19 protein-coding genes are annotated in these 17,542 nt (G+C 71.9%); 7 read left to right on the forward strand and 12 right to left on the reverse strand.

All coding sequences use genetic code 11. The annotated features are described in order from the left end of the window. Positions 1 to 355: 355 nt before the first annotated feature. Complete coding sequence (locus ACSNOH_RS23705) at positions 356 to 1,039, reverse strand: DNA-3-methyladenine glycosylase (RefSeq protein ID WP_436723449.1); 684 nt, start codon at positions 1,037 to 1,039, stop codon at positions 356 to 358. A 48-nt stretch (positions 1,040 to 1,087) separates the two neighbouring features. Here ACSNOH_RS23705 and ACSNOH_RS23710 point away from each other — a divergent pair, with 48 nt between their 5' ends. After that, on the forward strand, positions 1,088 to 1,870 hold the full coding sequence (locus ACSNOH_RS23710) for a sporulation protein (protein ID WP_436723450.1): 783 nt from the start codon (positions 1,088 to 1,090) through the stop codon (positions 1,868 to 1,870). A gap of 42 nt (positions 1,871 to 1,912) precedes the next feature. Here the strand turns inward: ACSNOH_RS23710 and ACSNOH_RS23715 are convergent, their stop codons facing one another. Together ACSNOH_RS23715 and ACSNOH_RS23720 are read right to left on the reverse strand one after the other, a co-directional pair. Then, positions 1,913 to 2,344, reverse strand: coding sequence for a barstar family protein (locus ACSNOH_RS23715; RefSeq protein ID WP_436723451.1), 432 nt, complete (start codon positions 2,342 to 2,344; stop codon positions 1,913 to 1,915). Continuing rightward, positions 2,341 to 2,805: a ribonuclease domain-containing protein gene (locus ACSNOH_RS23720; protein WP_436723452.1), complete on the reverse strand. Its 465-nt coding sequence runs from the start codon at positions 2,803 to 2,805 to the stop codon at positions 2,341 to 2,343. The genes ACSNOH_RS23715 and ACSNOH_RS23720 overlap by 4 nt, the downstream gene beginning before the upstream one ends. A 93-nt stretch (positions 2,806 to 2,898) precedes the next feature. On the opposite strand from ACSNOH_RS23720, the gene ACSNOH_RS23725 reads away from it, so the two are divergent. Together ACSNOH_RS23725 and ACSNOH_RS23730 are read left to right on the forward strand one after the other, a co-directional pair. Continuing rightward, positions 2,899 to 3,438 carry a YbhB/YbcL family Raf kinase inhibitor-like protein gene (locus ACSNOH_RS23725; protein WP_436723453.1) on the forward strand — a complete coding sequence of 180 codons (540 nt, stop codon included), beginning with the start codon at positions 2,899 to 2,901 and terminating at the stop codon, positions 3,436 to 3,438. A 355-nt stretch (positions 3,439 to 3,793) separates the two neighbouring features. After that, complete coding sequence (locus ACSNOH_RS23730) at positions 3,794 to 4,288, forward strand: HNH endonuclease (RefSeq protein WP_436723454.1); 495 nt, start codon at positions 3,794 to 3,796, stop codon at positions 4,286 to 4,288. Positions 4,289 to 4,334: 46 nt separating this feature from the next. Here the strand turns inward: ACSNOH_RS23730 and ACSNOH_RS23735 are convergent, their stop codons facing one another. From ACSNOH_RS23735 to ACSNOH_RS23750, 4 genes are all read right to left on the reverse strand, one after another. Next, positions 4,335 to 5,108: a sulfite exporter TauE/SafE family protein gene (locus ACSNOH_RS23735; RefSeq protein WP_436723455.1), complete on the reverse strand. Its 774-nt coding sequence runs from the start codon at positions 5,106 to 5,108 to the stop codon at positions 4,335 to 4,337. Between the two features lie 119 nt (positions 5,109 to 5,227). Beyond that, positions 5,228 to 6,163 (reverse strand): SPFH domain-containing protein, encoded by a 936-nt coding sequence (locus ACSNOH_RS23740; RefSeq protein WP_424892617.1) that lies wholly within the window; start codon positions 6,161 to 6,163, stop codon positions 5,228 to 5,230. A gap of 169 nt (positions 6,164 to 6,332) precedes the next feature. Beyond that, entirely contained in the window at positions 6,333 to 6,743 is a 411-nt protein-coding gene (locus ACSNOH_RS23745; RefSeq protein WP_436723466.1) for an NfeD family protein, read from the reverse strand. A gap of 84 nt (positions 6,744 to 6,827) precedes the next feature. Then, on the reverse strand, positions 6,828 to 7,637 hold the full coding sequence (locus ACSNOH_RS23750) for an ABC transporter ATP-binding protein (protein WP_436723456.1): 810 nt from the start codon (positions 7,635 to 7,637) through the stop codon (positions 6,828 to 6,830). A gap of 90 nt (positions 7,638 to 7,727) precedes the next feature. Here ACSNOH_RS23750 and ACSNOH_RS23755 point away from each other — a divergent pair, with 90 nt between their 5' ends. Then, positions 7,728 to 8,534: a hypothetical protein gene (locus ACSNOH_RS23755; RefSeq protein WP_436723457.1), complete on the forward strand. Its 807-nt coding sequence runs from the start codon at positions 7,728 to 7,730 to the stop codon at positions 8,532 to 8,534. Between the two features lie 76 nt (positions 8,535 to 8,610). Here the strand turns inward: ACSNOH_RS23755 and ACSNOH_RS23760 are convergent, their stop codons facing one another. From ACSNOH_RS23760 to ACSNOH_RS23775, 4 genes are all read right to left on the reverse strand, one after another. Continuing rightward, positions 8,611 to 9,039 carry a chaplin gene (locus ACSNOH_RS23760; RefSeq protein WP_436723458.1) on the reverse strand — a complete coding sequence of 143 codons (429 nt, stop codon included), beginning with the start codon at positions 9,037 to 9,039 and terminating at the stop codon, positions 8,611 to 8,613. 178 nt (positions 9,040 to 9,217) lie between these two features. Beyond that, positions 9,218 to 9,454, reverse strand: coding sequence for a chaplin (locus ACSNOH_RS23765; RefSeq protein ID WP_436723459.1), 237 nt, complete (start codon positions 9,452 to 9,454; stop codon positions 9,218 to 9,220). Between the two features lie 163 nt (positions 9,455 to 9,617). Then, positions 9,618 to 10,262 carry a response regulator gene (locus tag ACSNOH_RS23770; protein ID WP_436723460.1) on the reverse strand — a complete coding sequence of 215 codons (645 nt, stop codon included), beginning with the start codon at positions 10,260 to 10,262 and terminating at the stop codon, positions 9,618 to 9,620. Continuing rightward, a complete protein-coding gene (locus ACSNOH_RS23775; protein ID WP_436723461.1) occupies positions 10,255 to 11,433 on the reverse strand; it encodes a GAF domain-containing sensor histidine kinase in 1,179 nt (392 codons plus the stop codon). Before ACSNOH_RS23775 ends, ACSNOH_RS23770 begins: the two co-directional genes overlap by 8 nt. A 133-nt stretch (positions 11,434 to 11,566) precedes the next feature. Here ACSNOH_RS23775 and ACSNOH_RS23780 point away from each other — a divergent pair, with 133 nt between their 5' ends. Next, positions 11,567 to 12,265: a nitroreductase family protein gene (locus ACSNOH_RS23780; protein WP_436723462.1), complete on the forward strand. Its 699-nt coding sequence runs from the start codon at positions 11,567 to 11,569 to the stop codon at positions 12,263 to 12,265. Positions 12,266 to 12,637: 372 nt separating this feature from the next. Continuing rightward, positions 12,638 to 13,345, forward strand: coding sequence for a transglycosylase SLT domain-containing protein (locus ACSNOH_RS23785; protein WP_436723463.1), 708 nt, complete (start codon positions 12,638 to 12,640; stop codon positions 13,343 to 13,345). Between the two features lie 86 nt (positions 13,346 to 13,431). On the opposite strand, the gene ACSNOH_RS23790 is transcribed toward ACSNOH_RS23785, so the two are convergent. Further along, positions 13,432 to 16,026: an FHA domain-containing protein gene (locus ACSNOH_RS23790; RefSeq protein ID WP_436723464.1), complete on the reverse strand. Its 2,595-nt coding sequence runs from the start codon at positions 16,024 to 16,026 to the stop codon at positions 13,432 to 13,434. 229 nt (positions 16,027 to 16,255) lie between these two features. Here ACSNOH_RS23790 and ACSNOH_RS23795 point away from each other — a divergent pair. Next, on the forward strand, positions 16,256 to 17,542 hold a 1,287-nt coding region (locus tag ACSNOH_RS23795), incomplete at its 3' end, for a streptophobe family protein (RefSeq protein WP_436723465.1).

Consider the following 17,542-nt stretch of genomic DNA (forward strand, 5'->3'; position numbering starts at 1 on the left):
GCTGTTGAGTTCTCAAGGAACGGACGCTTCCTTCGTACTCACCCTCTCGGGCTTTCCTCCGGGCGCTTCCCTTCGGTATTTCGTGTTTCCGACTCTATCAGATCGTTTTCCTTGCCGTTTCCGGCTCAAAATTCGTTTTCCGATCCCCGTCGGCGGGGTGTTCACTACTTTAGCGGCTTTCCCGCCCGGCTCCTAATCGAGCCGGTCGAGCCGGTTGGTGTCATATTTCGGCACAGCAAATATGACCCCGATCCGGGGTGACCTCGATGTAGTGGTGGTGCCGCCCACCGGTCCGTGCACACAGCGCGTCCGTCTCAAGCGGCTCGGGCCACGTTAGGCCCTCCTCACTCCGAAGTCAAGCACCGGCCTGTCGGCCGGTCGTGCCCTCGCCCCGCCGCCCGCCTCCGCGGTGCCGCGGAACGTGCGGGCGGTACGGGCTGACCGTCGGATCGCCGTCCGCCCAGAAGCGCCACGGGTGGGTCGCGCCCGCGCCGCCCACTCCGGTGCGCGGGCCGTTGCGGATGCGGTCCGGGTGCACGGGGTGACCGGTGAGGACGGACAGCGGGGCCGCCGGGCCGGCGCAGATGTCCGTGCCGTTCAGGCTTCGGTCGACACTCAGTGCCGTGGCCAGCCGGGCGGGGCCCTGGGCCAGCTCGCGGTCCTTGCGGGCCTTGGGGCGGCGCTCCCGGGCCAGCTCCTGGCCCTTGATCACTTCGCCCGCCCTGAGGAGGACGCCGCTCGCGGTGCCCTCCTCCCCGCAGACGAGGTTGAGGCTGAACCACATGCCGTAGATGAAGTACACGTACGCGTGCCCGGGCGGTCCGAACATCGAGGCGTTGCGCTCGGTCCGGCCGCGGTAGGCGTGCGAGCCGGGGTCCGCCTCGCCCGCGTAGGCCTCGACCTCCGTGATGCGGACCTCGATCGGTCCGTCGGGGGTCGTGCGGACGAGGGTCCGGCCCAGCAGCTCGGGGGCGACCTCGAGCACGGGACGGGCGAAGAAGTCCCGGGTGATTGGCATACGGTCAGGCGCGGCGATCATGCCGATCGAGCGTAACGGACCGGAACGGAAAGAGGAGAGGTCGCGGCTATGGGGTTCAAGAAGCTGCTGGCGAGCCTGGGCGCCGGGGGCGCGTCGGTGGAGACGGTGCTGTTCGAGGAGAACGTCGTCCCGGGCGGCATCGTCCAGGGCGAGGTGCGCATCCAGGGCGGCTCCGTCGCCCAGGCGATCCAGGGGCTGTCCGTCGGGCTGCAGGCCCGCGTCGAGGTCGAGGGCGACGACAGCGAGTACAAGCAGGACGTCGAGTTCACGCGCGTCCAGCTGGGCGGTGCGTTCGAGGTGCAGGCCGGGGCGGTGCACACGGTGCCGTTCGGTCTGGAGATCCCGTGGGAGACGCCGGTCACCACCTTCCTCGGCCGGCACCTGACGGGCATGAACGTCGGGGTGACGACGCACCTGGCCATCGCCCGTGCCGTCGACTCCGGCGATCTCGATCCGGTGAACGTGCACCCGCTGCCGGCGCAGCAGGCGATCCTGGACGCGTTCGGGCAGCTGGGCTTCGCGTTCAAGAGCGCGGACCTGGAGCGCGGCCACATCCGCGGGACGCGGCAGCGGCTGCCCTTCTACCAGGAGATCGAGTTCCGGGCTCCGGCGCAGTACCGGGGGCTGAACGAGGTCGAGCTGTCGTTCGTCGCGGACGACCGTGAGATGGACGTCGTGCTGGAGATGGACAAGAAGCCGGGGCTGTTCAGCGAGGGCAGCGACACGTACCGGTCGTTCACGGTGGACCTGCACGCGTACGGGCAGACGGACTGGGCGGCCTACCTCAACCAGTGGCTGGCGGAGGTCGGCGGCCGGCGCAACTGGTTCTGAGCCGGTTCACCCCAGGAGCGCCGCTCACCCCAGGAGCGCCGCTCACCCCAGGAGCACCGCCAGCGGCGTCTCCGCGTCGGCCCAGTAGTCGACGGCGTCGGCGAGGACGGCCTCGGCCGTGCGGGCCTCCCGTGGTGCCGCCTTCCTGAAGGCCGTCCACTCCTCGGCGAGCAGCAGGAAGCCGCGTGCCTTGCCTTCCTCCCGCCACCACGAGAGGTCGGTGAGGCAGTCGGCGAGGGCGTCCCAGTTGCGGCCGAACCAGTCGGGGAGTTCGAGGTCGGTGGCGCACCGGTCCATGAAGGCGGTTTTGGTGGTCACCCCGTCGAGGTGCAGGGTGGCCCCCCGCCAGTCGGCCTCGGCGGCGAGCGCCATGACGCGGGGGGCGGTGTCGGCGGGGGGCAGCCGGTAGACGCCCGGCGGGGTCGTGCCGAGGAGGAGCCCGGTGAGTCCGGGGGCGGGCAGCAGGTCGGTCATGGCTGTACCACCGCTTCGAAGGTCTCGTAGTGGTCGCTGGTGTAGTAGCGCTCGGCGTGGCTGCCGGCGATGATGCGGCGGGCGCCGCGGTTGCGGGAGCCGGGGGTGGGGACGGTGTACTCGTGGTAGTAGCCGCGGGCCTGCTTGGGCAGCCGGTTCTCGTAGTTGCCGAAGACGGTGCCGTCCTTCTCGTACGGGAAGGGCCCGCCCTTGTCGATGAGGTCGAGGGTTTTGCGGGCCTCGGGCGGCAGCTTGTCCCGCGAGACGGTCTTCATGCCGTGGGCCCACGAGGGTGCGGGTGGCGCGGCGGTCGAGGCCCCGCCGCCTCCGCCCTTCTTGCTGGTGCCGTCGGAGGAGGAGCAGGCGGGCAGGAGGAGCAGGGGGAGGGCGGCGAGGAGGACGGTCAGGGTGCGCAGGGCACGGCCGGCCGGTCGTCCGATGGGGCCAAACTGTCGAAGCACGCTTCGTATGGTCTCAGCCGGAGCGCCTGAGGGCTCGTTAGGCTGGCGCCGTTCAGTGTTCCGCAGCATTCCGTGCGTCACAGGAGGCCACAGGTGTCCGAGCAGAAGCGACGGCCGCTCCCCCACGATTTCCACCCGCCGGTGTCGTCGTTCACGGTGGTGAGCGAGGATCTGACGGATGGTGGGACGCTCGGCGAGGGTCAGGTCCACAGCGGTGGGAACACGTCGCCGCACCTGCGGTGGGAGGGTTTCCCCGAGGGCACGAAGAGTTTCGCGGTGACGTGTTACGACCCGGACGCGCCGACGGGCAGCGGGTTCTGGCACTGGGTGCTGTTCGACATCCCGGCGTCGGTGACGGAGCTGCCGGCGGGTGCGGGCAGCGGGGACATGAAGGGGCTGCCAGCGGGCGTGGTGCACGCGCGCAACGACTACGGCACCCGGGACTTCGGCGGTGCCGCTCCGCCGGCGGGCGACGGGCCGCACCGCTATGTGTTCACGGTGTACGCCGTGGACCGGGAGAAGCTCGGCCCGGACGCGGACGCGTCGCCGGCCGTGGTGGGTTTCCACCTGCGCTTCCACGCGCTGGGGCGGGCCCAGCTGATCGGTGAGTACGAGGTGCCGGCCGCGGGCTGAAATTCCGTTGCGCCCCGCCGCCCTTGAACCGCACAGTGGTGCATGGCTGACGGTCCCGCATGGCCGTCGGGCAGTGGACACCGCAGTGGCGGGGGCGGCGGGGCGCAGTTGCGTCCGCGGTCTGCCGGAGCCGGGCTGCGTGCCGGGCGACCGCGTCCGCTGCCATCGCTCCGGGCCCGTGTTCGTTACGGGGGAAGGGCCCGGAGCGCTGCCCCCTCTTCACGCACCCTCATCCCCTCCCCTGCTTCCTCAACTCCCCTTCTGAGCTGGGAAATTGCGTTGTCCCGTACGCGGGGCCGACGGCACAGTTGAGCCACCTCGCCGCTGGGGCGGGGAGAGCCGGGAGGTGGCCGGGATGCGGGAGACGTTGGTCCTCAATGCGAGCTTCGAGCCGCTGGCGACGGTGTCGCTGCGGCGGGCGGTGGTGCTCGTGCTGCAGGGCAAGGCCGTGGTCGAGCAGGCCCGCCCGGGGCGCCGGGTGCGGGGCCCCGCGGTCGACGTGCCCGCGCCGCAGGTGATCCGGCTCTGCCGGTACGTACGGGTGCCGTTCCGAAGACGGGCGCCCTGGTCGCGGCGGGGGGTGCTGGTGCGGGACCGCCACCGGTGCGCGTACTGCGGGCGGCGGGCCACGACGGTGGACCATGTGGTGCCGCGGTCCCGCGGGGGCGAGGACAGCTGGCTCAATACGGTCGCTGCGTGTGCGGAGGACAACCACCGCAAGGCGGACCGGACGCCGGAGCAGGCGGGGATGCCGCTGCTGAACCTGCCGTTCGAGCCCACTCCGGCGGAGTCGCTGCTGCTGGCGTCGGGAGCGTACGCCGCCGTCGCGTACCGCAGGGCCGCGTCCTAGGGCGCCGGCTGTCCGCGCCGTCAGCACCGGCCGCGCCAGCCTCGTTCTAGCGCAGCAGCATCTGCACGATGGCCACGACGCCCACCACGACGATGACGCCGCGCATCGCCGTCGGTGACAGGCGGCGGCCCACCTTGGCTCCTATCTGGCCGCCGAGCGTGGAGCCGGCGGCGATGAGGAGGGCGGCGGTCCAGTCGACGTGGGCGACGAGGACGAAGAACAGGGCGGCGACGCCGTTGACGACGACGGCCAGGACGTTCTTGAGGGCGTTGATGCGCTGGAGCTCCTCGCGGAGCAGCAGGCCCATCAGGGAGAGGTAGAGCACTCCTTGGGCCGCGCCGAAGTAGCCGCCGTAGGCGCTGGCGAGGAGCAGGCCCACGAGGAGGGCGATTCCGCCGTCGGGGTGGGCGCCGGCTTCGGTGCCGTTGCGTTCGCGGCGGCGGGCCAGCGCCTTGGCGAGCCGGGGCTGGAGGACGACGAGGACGAGGGCGATGCCGATGAGGGCGGGCACGATCGCGTCGAACGCCTTGGACGGCAGGGCGAGCAGCAGGACGGCCCCGGCGAGGCCGCCGGCGAGTGCGGTGAGGCCGAGCCGGACGGCCCGGGCGCCCTGGCCGCGCAGTTCGCGCCGGTAGCCGACGGCCCCGCTGATGTTGCCGGTGACCAGGCCGATGGTGTTGGAGACGTTGGCGGTCACCGGTGGCAGGCCGATGGCGAGGAGCACCGGAAAGGTGAACAGGGTGCCGGAGCCGACGATGGTGTTGATGGTTCCGGCGCCGATGCCGGCGGCGAAGACCGCGAGTGCTTCCCAGATGGACAAGGCCATCTCCTTCATGATCCGTTTGTCGCCTCCCCGCCGTGAGAGGTCGGGGGGCCTCGCTGATCATGCAGGAGAGAGCGGTTGCCGGTCGAGGACGGCCGGCGGCCCCGGACGGGGCGTCAGTCGATGCCGGGCTGCTCGCGGCGCGGGGAGTCCTTGCGCGTCTTGGGCGCGCCGCTCGTGGGGTTGAGGCTGCCGACGGCGCCGCTGAGGCCCTTGAGGGCGTCGCCGATCTCGCTGGGGACGATCCAGAGCTTGTTGGCGTCGCCCTCGGCGATCTTCGGGAGCATCTGGAGGTACTGGTAGGCGAGCAGCTTCTCGTCGGCGTCGCCGGCGTGGATGGACTCGAAGACCGTACGGATGGCCTGGGCCTCGCCTTCGGCGCGCAGGGCGGCGGCGCGGGCCTCGCCCTCTGCGCGCAGGATGGCGGACTGCTTCTCGCCCTCGGCGGTGAGGATCTGCGACTGGCGGATGCCCTCGGCGGTGAGGATCGCGGCGCGCTTGTCACGGTCGGCGCGCATCTGCTTCTCCATCGAGTCCTGGATGGAGGTCGGGGGCTCGATGGCCTTGAGCTCGACGCGGTTGACGCGGATGCCCCACTTGCCGGTGGCCTCGTCGAGGACGCCGCGCAGCGCGGCGTTGATCTCCTCGCGGGAGGTGAGGGTCCGCTCCAGGTCCATGCCGCCGATGATGTTGCGCAGGGTGGTGACGGTGAGCTGCTCGATGGCCTGGATGAAGCTGGAGACCTCGTACGTGGCGGCGCGGGCGTCGGTCACCTGGTAGTAGATGACGGTGTCGATGTTGACGACGAGGTTGTCCTGGGTGATGACCGGCTGCGGGGGGAACGGCACGACCTGCTCGCGGAGGTCGATGCGGTTGCGGATGGAGTCGATGAAGGGGACGACGATGTTCAGGCCGGCGTTGAGGGTGCGGGTGTAGCGGCCGAAGCGCTCCACGATGGCGGCGCTGGCCTGCGGGATCACCTGCACCGTCTTCATGAGGGCGATGAAGACGAGCACCACCAAGATGATCAGGACGATGATGATCGGTTCCATCGGGGCTCCCCGTGCCTCTGGTCGTTGATCGGGTGGACCGGACTGATCCAGTTCGAGTCTTTCAGAACGCGGCACCGCCGTGCAGGCGTTGACGCCACTTCACGGGAGCCGCTTCTGATCGGATGCGGATCGGGTGCGGATCGGATGCGGAGCGGGCTCGGATCGGGCGTCACATGACCACGGCCGTCGCGCCCTCGATCTCGACGACGTCGACCTGCTCGCCGGCCTCGAAGACGCGGTCGGCGTCGAGGGCGCGCGCGGACCAGGTCTCGCCCGCGAGCTTGATGCGGCCGCCGCGGCCGTCGACCCGTTCGAGGACGACGGCCTGCCGGCCCTTGAGGGCCTCCACGCCGCTCGCCAGGGCGGGCCGCTGGGTGCGCTGCCGCGTGGCGATGGTGCGGACGACGGCGATGAGAGCGACCGAGACGGCCGCGAAGACGACGAACTGTGCCACGGTGCCCGCGCCGAGCGCGTTGGTCACGGCGGCGGCGACGGCGCCGGCCGCGAGCATGCCGAATTCGGGCATCGCGGTCACGACCAGGGGGATGCCCAGTCCGACGGCGGCCACCAGCCACCACACCCATGTGTCCACAAGGTCATGGTAGGCGGGGCGGCCGTCCCGGGACAGGGCGCCCGCGGCGGGGCGCCCCGTACCGGCACGGCGTCAGGAGAGCGGCAGGCCCTGGGCCGTCCAGCGGTCGCCCCTGCGCTCGACGACCAGCGGGAGGCCGAAGCAGTGCGAGAGGTTGCGGGAGGTGAGCTCCAGCTCGACGGGGCCGGCGGCCAGCACCTTGCCCTGGCGGATCATCAGGACGTGGGTGAAGCCGGCGGGGATCTCCTCGACGTGGTGCGTGACCATGATCATCGAGGGGGCGAGCGGGTCGCGGGCGAGCCGGCCGAGCCGGCGGACGAGGTCCTCGCGGCCGCCGAGGTCGAGGCCCGCGGCGGGCTCGTCGAGGAGCAGCAGCTCGGGGTCGGTCATCATCGCGCGGGCGATGAGGGTGCGCTTGCGCTCGCCTTCCGAGAGGGTGCCGAACTTGCGGTCCAGCAGCTCCGTCATGCCGAGGACGTCGAGGAAGGCGCGGGCGCGCTGCTCGTCGACCTCCTCGTAGTTCTCCTGCCACGTGGCCGTCATGCCGTAGGCGGCGGTGAGGACGGTCTGCAGGACCGTCTGGCTGCGCGGCAGCTTGTCGGCCAGGGCGATGCCCGCCACGCCGATGCGCGGGCGCAGCTCGAAGACGTCCACGGAGCCGAGCTTCTCGCCCAGGACCTTGACCGTGCCCGTGGTCGGGAAGAGGTAGCTGGAGGCGACATTCAGGAGGGTGGTCTTGCCGGCGCCGTTGGGGCCGAGGATGACCCAGCGCTCCCCCTCCTTGACCGACCAGGAGACCTGGTCCACCAGAGCCCGGCCCTCGCGGACCACGGATACGTCCACCAGTTCCAGCACTTCGCTCATGAGCGCGTTGTCTCCCATTGCAGTCTCGTCGTCGCGGCGCCGGTAAGCGCAGCCCCCAGGGAAAACCTACGCCACCCGCCGGGGGCGCCAGTCCTTAGGCTGGTGGCCATGCTCGATGAACATCGCTCAGGACGGCTCACCGCGTGGGGAAATGCCCTTATTGCGGGGTTTGCCGCACCTGATGACGCCGCGCACCACATCACCGGAGATGACGTTGTCCACCGTGTCGTGGGCCTTCCCGGTGAATCCGGGCCCGTCGGCCTGACGCTCGCGCTCGGCCGGCTGCGGGCCCTCGGGGCCACGGGGCTGCGCCTCGCGCTGCCGGCGCCCGGGCACCCGCTGGGCCTGAGCGGCCCTCCGGAGTTCAACGCCCGCGCCCTGGAGGCCGGGGAGGCGGTGCTCGCCTCGGGGGCCGCGCTGGGGCTCGTGCCGGAGGTGCACGAGGCCGGGCCGGAGGGCGATCTGCACGTCGAGGTCGTCTGGCACTGCCTGCCCGCGCGGGACGCCCATCCGGCGGACGTGCCCTCGCTCGGGGAGGCCGAGCGGGAGCTCGCGGAGGCGCTGCGGGAGGCCACGGAGGTGCTCACCCGGCTGGACGTGGCGGGGTCGGGGCCGGTGGCGCAGGCGGCGCTGGAGGCGTACCGGGCGCGGGCCGAGCGCGGCCAGGAGGTGCTGGCGCCGGGGTATCCGCCGCGGGCGGTGCGGGTGCTGGAGCTGGCGCAGCGCGTGGGAGCGCTGATCGCGATCGCCCGGGAGCCGGGGGACGGCGGCGGCCGGGAGCACGGGGCGGCGGTGAGCGCGTCGGAGATAGCGGCGCGGGCGCAGGCGCTGCGGCCGGTGGAGCGGACGGCGCGGCGGGCCCAGGTGGCCGCGTACAACGCGATCGTCGAGGAGCGGGCCCGGAAGCGGCCCTGAGGCGGTGGCCGGGGCCGCGCGGGAAGGGCCCCGCGGTCCCTGAGGTCCGCGGGGCCCTTCCGGTGCGTCGGCACGGTCAGTCGTCGTGGTCGTCGTGGTCGTCGTGACCCCAGTGGCCCCCGTCGTGGCCGTGCTTGTCGTGCCCGCCGCCCCAGTGGCCGCCGTGGTGGCCGCCGTGGTGGTGGCTCTCGCGGTGGCTGTGGAACTCGTCCCAGCCGCTCTGGATGACGCAGGTGTTCCCGAACGTCGGGTTGAGCAGGCCGACGAGGTCGATGCTGTTGCCGCAGATGTTCAGCGGGATCTGGATCGGCACCTGGATGACGTTGCCGGAGATGACGCCCGGCGAGCCCTTGGCGACACCGCTGGCGATGGCGCCCCCGGGGTGGTGGCGGTGCTCGTGCACCTGACGGCCACCGTGGTCGTGCGCGGATGCGACGGCCGCACTGGAACCGACGGCGAGCCCCGTGACCGCCAGAGCGAGGGCTGCTTTCTTGGCACTGTTCATGGAGGGTCTTCCTTCTGCTGACGTTCTCAGCGGCCCCAGCCGCGGGGTCGCGTAGTGATGAACGCCAGCGCACCGCCGACGGCACGGCCATCGGCGGTGTTGCCCTCGTTCGGACGATTGCTCGCCCGCACCTGCCCGGCTATGCCGGGCACCACCGGACAGGCGGGAGGGACCGGACTTACTTGTTGATGCAGAAGTTTCCGGCGGCGGGGTTGAGCACGCCGACCACGTTGACGGTGTTGCCGCAGACGTTCACGGGGACGTGCACGGGCACCTGGACGACGTTGCCCGCGACGACACCCGGGGAGTTGACCGCCTTGCCGTCGGCCTCGTGCGCGGAAGCAGCACCCGCACCGGCGATGGCGAGACCGCCGGCAGCGATGGTGAGGACTGCGGCCTTCTTCATGTTCTTCACTCTTCTTATGACCTTCCTAGGGCGTTGCCACGGCCAGCCGCCGCGGTACGCCATGGAGAACGGGCTGCGGCCATTCGGGTTGCGGGGCCGGGCCGACAGCCACACGGTCGTATGAATCTCTGATCAGAACGTGACGTTCCGCTTTGCCGGAGCCGTCCTCCGGTCAGGCTCCGATCCCATGTCGGACGGCCCACAGGGCCGCCTGGGTACGGTCGGCGAGGTCCAGCTTCATCAAGATGTTCGACACGTGGGTCTTGACGGTCTTCTCCGACAGCACCAGCGCCCGGGCGATCTCCCGGTTGGACCGGCCGTCCGCGATCAGCGCCAGCACCTCCCGCTCCCGCTCGGTGAGCGCGTTGCCCCGCCCCTGGCCGCTGCCGGGCTCGTCCTGCGAGAGCAGCGCCCCGGCCACCTCGGGCTGCAGCAGGACGTGCCCCGCGTGCACCGAGCGGATCGCCCCCGCGAGGGCGTCGGGATCCACGTCCTTGTAGACGTAGCCCGCCGCGCCCGCGCGCAGGGCGGGGACGACCGTGCGCTGCTCGGTGAAGCTGGTGACGATCAGCACCCGCGCGGGGTTCTCCAGCTCCCGCAGCCGGCGCAGCGCCTCGATGCCGTCCATGCCGGGCATCTTCACGTCCATGAGGACGACGTCCGGGCGCAGCTCCTCGGTGCGCTCGACGCCCTCGGCGCCGTCCGCGGCCTCCCCCACGACCTCGATGTCGTCCTGGACCTCCAGGAAGGTCCGCAGGCCCCTGCGGACCACCTGGTGGTCGTCCACGAGCACCACGCGGATCACGTCCTCAGCCACCGGGCACCTCCATCTCGATCGCGGTGCCCATGCCGGGCTCCGAGGTAACGGTCAGACTGCCGCCGACGCCGCTCGCGCGGTCGCGCATCGACACGAGGCCCAGGTGGCGGCCGGCCCGGCGGACGGCCTCGGGCTCGAAGCCGCAGCCGTCGTCCGCCACGCACAGCGCCGCGCCCTGCCCCACCCGGGTGAGGGTGACCTGGACGTGGTGCGCCCCGGAGTGGCGCAGGGCGTTGTGCAGGGCCTCCTGGGCGACGCGCAGCAGCGCCTCCTCCTGGGAGGCCGGCAGGGCCCGTATGCCGTGCGAGGCGAAGGTGACCTTGGCGGTGTGGGCGCGGTCGAGGACCTGGACCTGGGTGCGCAGGGTGGCCACGAGGCCGTCCTCGTCCAGCCCCGCGGGCCGCAGCTCGACGACGGCGGCGCGCAGCTCGTCGGTGGCCTCGGCGGCGAGCCTGGCGGCCTCGTGGAGCTCCTCCTTGGCGCGGGCCGGGTCGCGGTCGACGAGCGCGGCGGCGGCCTGGGCGGTCAGGCGCAGCGAGAAGAGCTTCTGGGCGACGGCGTCGTGCAGCTCGTGGGAGAGGCGGGCGCGCTCCTCGGCGATGGTCAGCTCGCGGCTGCGCTCGTAGAGGCGGGCGTTGGTGAGGGCGATGGCCGCGTGCTGGGCCAGGACGCTCAGCAGCTCCTCGTCCTCCTCGGTGAAGCCGCAGGTGGGTTCCGCCTCCTGGAGGCCGCAGGGCGGCTCGCCGGCGCGGTCGGGCCGCTTCTTGTTGGCGAGGAAGAGGGCGCCGAGGATCTCGTCGCCGTCGGCCACGGGCATGCCGATGAAGTCGCGCATGTTGGGGTGGGCGGCCGGCCAGCCGCCGAAGCGCGGGTCGGCGCGGACGTCGGCGAGGCGCTCGGGCGTGGCCTGCTGGATCATCGCGGCGAGCACGCCGTGCTGGCGGGGCAGCGGGCCGATGGCCTTCCACTGCTCGTCGCTGACGCCGTCGACGACGAACTGGGCGAAGCCGCCGTGGTCGTCGGGGACGCCGAGGGCCGCGTACCGGGCGTCCAGCAGCTCCCGTGCGGAGACGACGATCGTCTTGAGGACGTCGTGCACCTGCAGGTGTCTGCTCATGGCGAGGAGTGCGGTGCTCACGGCCGTGAGGCCGGAGCGGGGGCCGGTGGTCATGACCCTTACGGTATCGAGGCCCCCGGGGCCCGGGATCGGGCTGCCGTCGGCCGCGCCTGGTCCCCAAGCCCTAGGCCGGGGGTCGGGCCGCGCCCGCGGTTGCCCGCGGCCGACCGGTGGGCATGTACCCCTCATGTCTATACCAACCAGGTGGACACCCACCCACGGCGATCCCTACCGGCCCGTGCCCTACCGGCCCGAGCGCGTGCCCGCCGCCGAGTCCCTCGTCCGCGCGAGCGACCTGCGCGAGCGCATGGAGCGGCGCCGGACCGTGCGGCAGTTCTCGCCGGACCCGGTGCCGGAGCAGGTGGTGCGCGACGCGATCGCGTGCGCGGCCACCGCGCCCTCGGGGGCGCACCAGCAGCCCTGGACCTTCGTCCTGGTGAAGGACCCGGCGGTGCGGCGGCGGATCCGTGCGGCCGCCGAGGAGGAGGAGCAGCTGTCGTACGCGGGGCGGCTGGGCGAGGAGTGGCTCGCGGCGCTGCGGCCGCTGGGCACGGACGAGGTGAAGCCGCACCTGACGGACGCGCCCGCGCTGATCGTGGTCTTCCAGCAGCGGTACTGGCTGGGCGAGGGCGGGGAGCGGCGCAAGCACTACTACGTGGACGAGTCGGTCGGCATCGCGGTCGGGATGCTGCTGTCGGCGCTGCACCTGTCGGGGCTCGCGGCACTGGTGCACACGCCGAGCCCCATGCGGTTCCTGTCGGAGGTGCTGGGGCGGCCGGTGAACGAGAAGGCCTTCGCGGTGATCCCGGTCGGTTATCCGGCGGACGACTGCCAGGTGCCGGACCTGGTGCGCAAGAGCCTGGACCAGGTGCTGGTCGAGGTCTGAGCGGCCGGCCGGCGGGCGACCTGCGAGTAGCGTGACGGAGCGCCACGCTGCGTGCGGACGCAGGCACACCGGGCGATGCGGGGCCTCGCCCGGTGTGACGCCGCGCATAGGACGCACATCACCTACGACCTCGCCTAGTGGACAGATAAATCCGGCGTAAGCGGGTGGCAGGGGCCCTTTTGACCTTCGTCGCGCCCCTCCCCGCAGCCCCCTTCGCAACGAAGCGGGATAGTACGTCACACCTTTGCCACACCTTTTTGCGCCCGCTAAGAATTGCCCCCGTCGCAAGGCGCCGTCGATCGTGACGCGGCGCTTTTTCGCGCCGATCCGGGCCATTGCGACTTGACGCGAGAAGAAGAGGTTCAGCCCAGCATGCGCTCCCCCATCTCTGGCTATAGCCGCCTGACGAAGGTCCAGAAGTTCACCGCCGCCGGCGTCTCCGCCGCGGCCGTCGCCGCCCTCGCGGTCGCCGCGCTCCCGGGCTCGGACGCGGCCGGCCCGGACAAGCAGTCCATCGCCGTGAAGCCGGTCGCCTGGAGCGCCGAGGACTTCGGCACCCAGGACCAGCAGGCGCACATCGGCAAGCAGGCGGAGACCGCCGCCCAGGCGGCGAAGGCGCAGGCCGAGGCCAAGAAGAAGGCGGACGCCGACGCGAAGGCGAAGGCCGACAAGGAGCGCGCCGAGAAGGAGGCCGCGAGCCGCTCGGCCGAGCGCAAGCCGGTCCAGGCCGCCCCCGCGGCCCCGGCCCCCAAGGTCTACGCCAACAACCTCGACGGCTGGATCAAGGAAGCCCTGGACATCATGAAGGCCAAGGGCATCCCGGGCTCGTACAACGGCATCTACCGCAACATCATGCGGGAGTCGACGGGCAACCCGCGCGCCATCAACCTGTGGGACTCCAACGCCGCCAAGGGCATCCCCTCCAAGGGCCTGCTCCAGGTGATCGACCCGACCTTCAAGGCGTACCACGTCGAGGGCACCTCCTGGGACATCTACGACCCGGTCGCCAACATCACCGCCGCCTGCAACTACGCGGCCAAGGTGTACGGCTCGATGGACAACGTGAACTCCGCCTACTAAGGGCCGCGAGCACGGACAGCAATAACGCCGAAGGGCGGCACCCACGTGGGTGCCGCCCTTCGGCGTTTACGTAACGAGGCGCGCGACTACTTGCGCATGACCTCCGGCTCGTGACGGCGAAGCAAACGTGCGACTGCGAATCCACAGGCGACGCCGATGACGACGAGGGCCACGATGTCGATGCCCCACTGGGTGGCGGTGTGCTCCCAGAGCGGGTCGAGCTTGGGGGGCCGGGTCTTGTCGAAGGGGGCCATGACGTGCGAGAGGTCCAGCGTGGTGCCGGCGCCGGCGATGGCCCAGCGGGCCGGCATCAGCCAGGCGACCTGCTCGACGCCCGGCGAGTCGAAGACCTTGAACAGGATGCCGGTGAAGACGACCTGGACGATCGCGAACATCACCAGCAGCGGCATGGTCTTCTCGGCGGTCTTCACCAGCGAGGAGATGACGAGGCCGATCATCATGCAGGTGAAGCCCAGGGCGATGATCACCAGGCAGAGCTCGACGGCGGGCGCCGCCTTGACGATCAGGCCCTGCTCCGGCAGCTTGCGCGTCGAGAAGCCGATGGCGCAGATCAGGACGGCCTGCACGGCGGTGATCAGGCCGAGGACGACCACCTTGGACATCAGGTAGGCCGAGCGGGACAGGCCGACGGCCCGCTCCCGTTCGTAGATGACCCGTTCCTTGATCAGCTCACGGACGGAGTTGGCGGCTCCGGAGAAGCACATGCCGACCGCGAGGATCAGCATGATCGTGCCGGCGTCCTGGTTGAAGTGGCCCTTGGCCGCGGGCCCGAGGCCGTAGTCGGACGGGATCACCGTGCTCACGCCGCCGAGGACGGCCGGGAGGATCAGCATCAGTGCCATGAAGCCGCGGTCCGAGGCGATGACGGAGGCGTAGCGGCGCATCAGCGTCCACAGCTGGGAGCCCCAGCTCTGGGCCTTCGGCGGGCGCACCATCTGCGGCTGGACGTGCACGGACTGCGGGGCGACGGCGTCGATGTCGGCCGCGTACATCTGGTAGTGCTGGGAGCCGCGCCAGCGGCCCGACCAGTCGTAGTCGCGGTAGTTCTCGAAGGCGGAGAAGACGTCGGCCCAGGTCTCGTAGCCGAAGAAGTTCAGCGCCTCCTCGGGCGGGCCGAAGTAGGCCACGGAGCCGCCGGGGGCCATGACGAGCAGCTTGTCGCAGAGCGCCAGCTCGGCGACGGAGTGGGTGACCACGAGGACGGTGCGGCCGTCGTCGGCGAGGCCGCGCAGCAGCTGCATGACGTCGCGGTCCATGCCCGGGTCGAGGCCGGAGGTGGGCTCGTCCAGGAAGATCAGCGAGGGCTTGGTCAGCAGCTCCAGGGCGACCGAGACGCGCTTGCGCTGGCCGCCGGAGAGGGCGGTGACCTTCTTGTCCTTGTGGATGTCGAGCTTGAGCTCGCGCAGCACCTCGTCGATGCGGGCCTCGCGCTCGGAGGCCGCGGTGTCGCCGGGGAAGCGCAGCTTGGCGGCGTAGCGCAGCGCCTTCCGGACGGTGAGCTCCTTGTGCAGGATGTCGTCCTGCGGGACCAGACCGATGCGCTGGCGCAGCTCGGCGAACTGCTTGTAGAGGTTCCGGTTGTCGTAGAGGACGTCGCCCTGGTTGGCGGGCCGGTAGCCGGTCAGCGCCTTGAGGAGGGTGGACTTGCCGGAGCCCGAGGGGCCGATGACGGCGATGAGGGACTTCTCCGGGACGCCGAAGGAGACGTCCTTGAGGATCTGCTTGCCGCCGTCGACGGTGACCGTCAGGTGGCGCGCGGAGAAGGAGACGTCGCCGGTGTCGACGAACTCCTCCAGCCGGTCGCCGACCAGGCGGAAGGTGGAGTGACCGACGCCGACGATGTCGTTGGGGCCGATGACCTGCTGGCGGACCGGCTGACCGTTGACGTAGGTGCCGTTGTGGCTGCCGAGGTCGACGATCTCGAACCGGCCGTCGCCGGTGGCGCGGAACTCGGCGTGGTGCCGGGAGACCTGGAGGTCGGAGACGACCAGGTCGTTCTCCAGGGCACGGCCGATGCGCATCGTGCCGCGGCCGACGGCCATCTGGTGGAAGCTCGTCGGGCTGCGGTCGCCGTAGACGGGCGGGGCGCCGCCCTGCGAGGGCGCGCCGCCGTGCGGCGGGGGCTGGTGGCCGCCGGGGCCCGGCTGCTGGGGGACGTAGGCCTGCTGGGGCTGCTGCTGCCAGCCGCCCTGCTGCGGCTGCTGGGGCTGCTGGTACTGCCCCTGCTGCGGCCAGGCGCCGGGCTGCTGGTACTGCTGCGGCTGCTGCGGCGGGGCCTGCTGCTGCAGCGGCGCGGCCATGGCCGTCTGCGCGCTGTAGAGGTCCGCGGCCGGGGCTCCGACCCCGGCGCCCGCGGCGCCCGCGGTCAGGCTCAGCCGCGGGCCGTCCGTCGCGTTGCCCAGGTGCACCGTCGAGCCGGGGCCGATCTCCGTGTGGTGGATCCGCTGACCCTGCACGTACGTGCCGTTGGTGCTGCCGTGGTCCTCGATGACCCAGCTGCGGCCCTCCCACCGTACGGTGGCGTGCCGCCACGAGACGCGCGCGTCCTGCAGCACCATGTCACCCTGCGGATCCCGCCCGAGGGTGTAGGACCTGGACGGATCGAGCGTCCAGGTCTGTCCATTCAATTCCAGTACGAGTTCCGGCACTCCATGCCCCACTACTTGTCCCCCGATGAGCCCCCTGCAAGGGGAGTCTAGGGATGGCGAACATCGGGAGGAACTATTTCAGGCACAGTCCCCGGACCGAAAGTCGGGGATTGCCGCGAGCGTGTAACAGGCGCCGTTGACGCCGCCGAAACACGCCCGGAGAGTGGTTACCGCCACGGATATGTACGGATCATGCGCATCCGGGCAACAGCCAGGTTCCGGACCGGCACGGGGGGCCGTGATGAGCATGGACGGGGGCGGGCGCGGGGTGCGTCCGGCGGAGCTGCTGCTGACTTCCATTGCCGCTGTGAGCTGGTCTTTTCTCGCCATGGCCGGGATCGCGGCGCTGGGGCTGCACCTGCTGGGCGCGGACGCCGCGGGCGCGCTCGGGCCGATGACGGCGGCGGCCGTCGTGCTGGCCGTGGGGGGATCCCTCATGCCTTCGGGCGATATCGAAGCATTCGGGCTGAAGGGCGCCGGGGCGCACACCGCCATCGATATCGCGCCACTGGGAGTGAGCCTCGCGGGCGCCCTCCTGCTGGGAATGATCTTTGCGCGGTCGTTGCGCCGGGCCGGTGCCGTGATCGGTGCCGGAGAACTCGCCGTACGGGCCGCCTCGGTGGCCGTCCTGTTCCTCCTGCTCCTCGCCGGCCTCGCCTGGGCCGGTGAGGACTCGATCACCTTCGACGGGAGCGGCCTGGGCCTCGGAAGCGGGGGCGGAGGCGGCCCGAAGCTGGACATCCCGGGGATCGGCGACATCGGGGAGATCGCGGGCGGGCTGCCGGACCGGCTCACCGGCCTGGCCGACGCCAAGGCGGCCGTCGGCTTCAGCGTCCGGACCGGGCCCTCGCTGCTCGGCGGCGCGGCCTGGGTCCTGGGCGTCCTGCTGATCGCGGTGCTGGGCGCGCGCCGCGCGCCGCTCCCCCGCGGCTGGCAGGCGCTGCACCGCGGGGTGCGGCCCGCGGTGTCGGCGCTGTGCGCGGTCCTGGTGCTCGCGGTGGCGGCGGGCCTGGCCGCCGCGGCGTACGCGGCCGCCGGGGACGACGCCCCCCGGCGCGTCCTGGGGGCGGCGCTGCTCGGGGCGCCCAACGGGGCCTTCATCGCCGTGCCGCTGGGGCTGCTCGTCTCCTGGCGCGGCACTGCCAGCGGCGCGCTCGTCAAGGTGCTGCCCTCGCCGCTGGACGAGCTGCTCAGCGCGCGGGCCGACGAGCCGGTCACGCTGGGGCGGCTGGCGGAGCTCGACGGGCTGGTGTGGCTGCTGGCCGTGGCCTGCGCGCTGATGATGCTGTGCGTCGGCGTGCTCACCGCGGTCCGCACGCCGCGGGACGGGCCGGGGGTGACGGCGTTCGCCGCGCGCTGCGCCGTGGCCCTGGGGGTGGCGACCGCCGTGGCCCTGCCGCTGCTGGTGCTGGCGACCCGGGTGAAGGCGGACGCGAGCCTGTCGGTGCTGGGCTTCGACGTCTTCGGGGCGGGCCTGGAGCTGCGGGGCAACGCCCCGATGGCGGCGGCCCTCGGCGCTGCGTGGGGC

The organism is Streptomyces sp. URMC 127, assembly GCF_051386535.1.
Classification (GTDB): Bacteria; Actinomycetota; Actinomycetes; order Streptomycetales; family Streptomycetaceae; genus Streptomyces.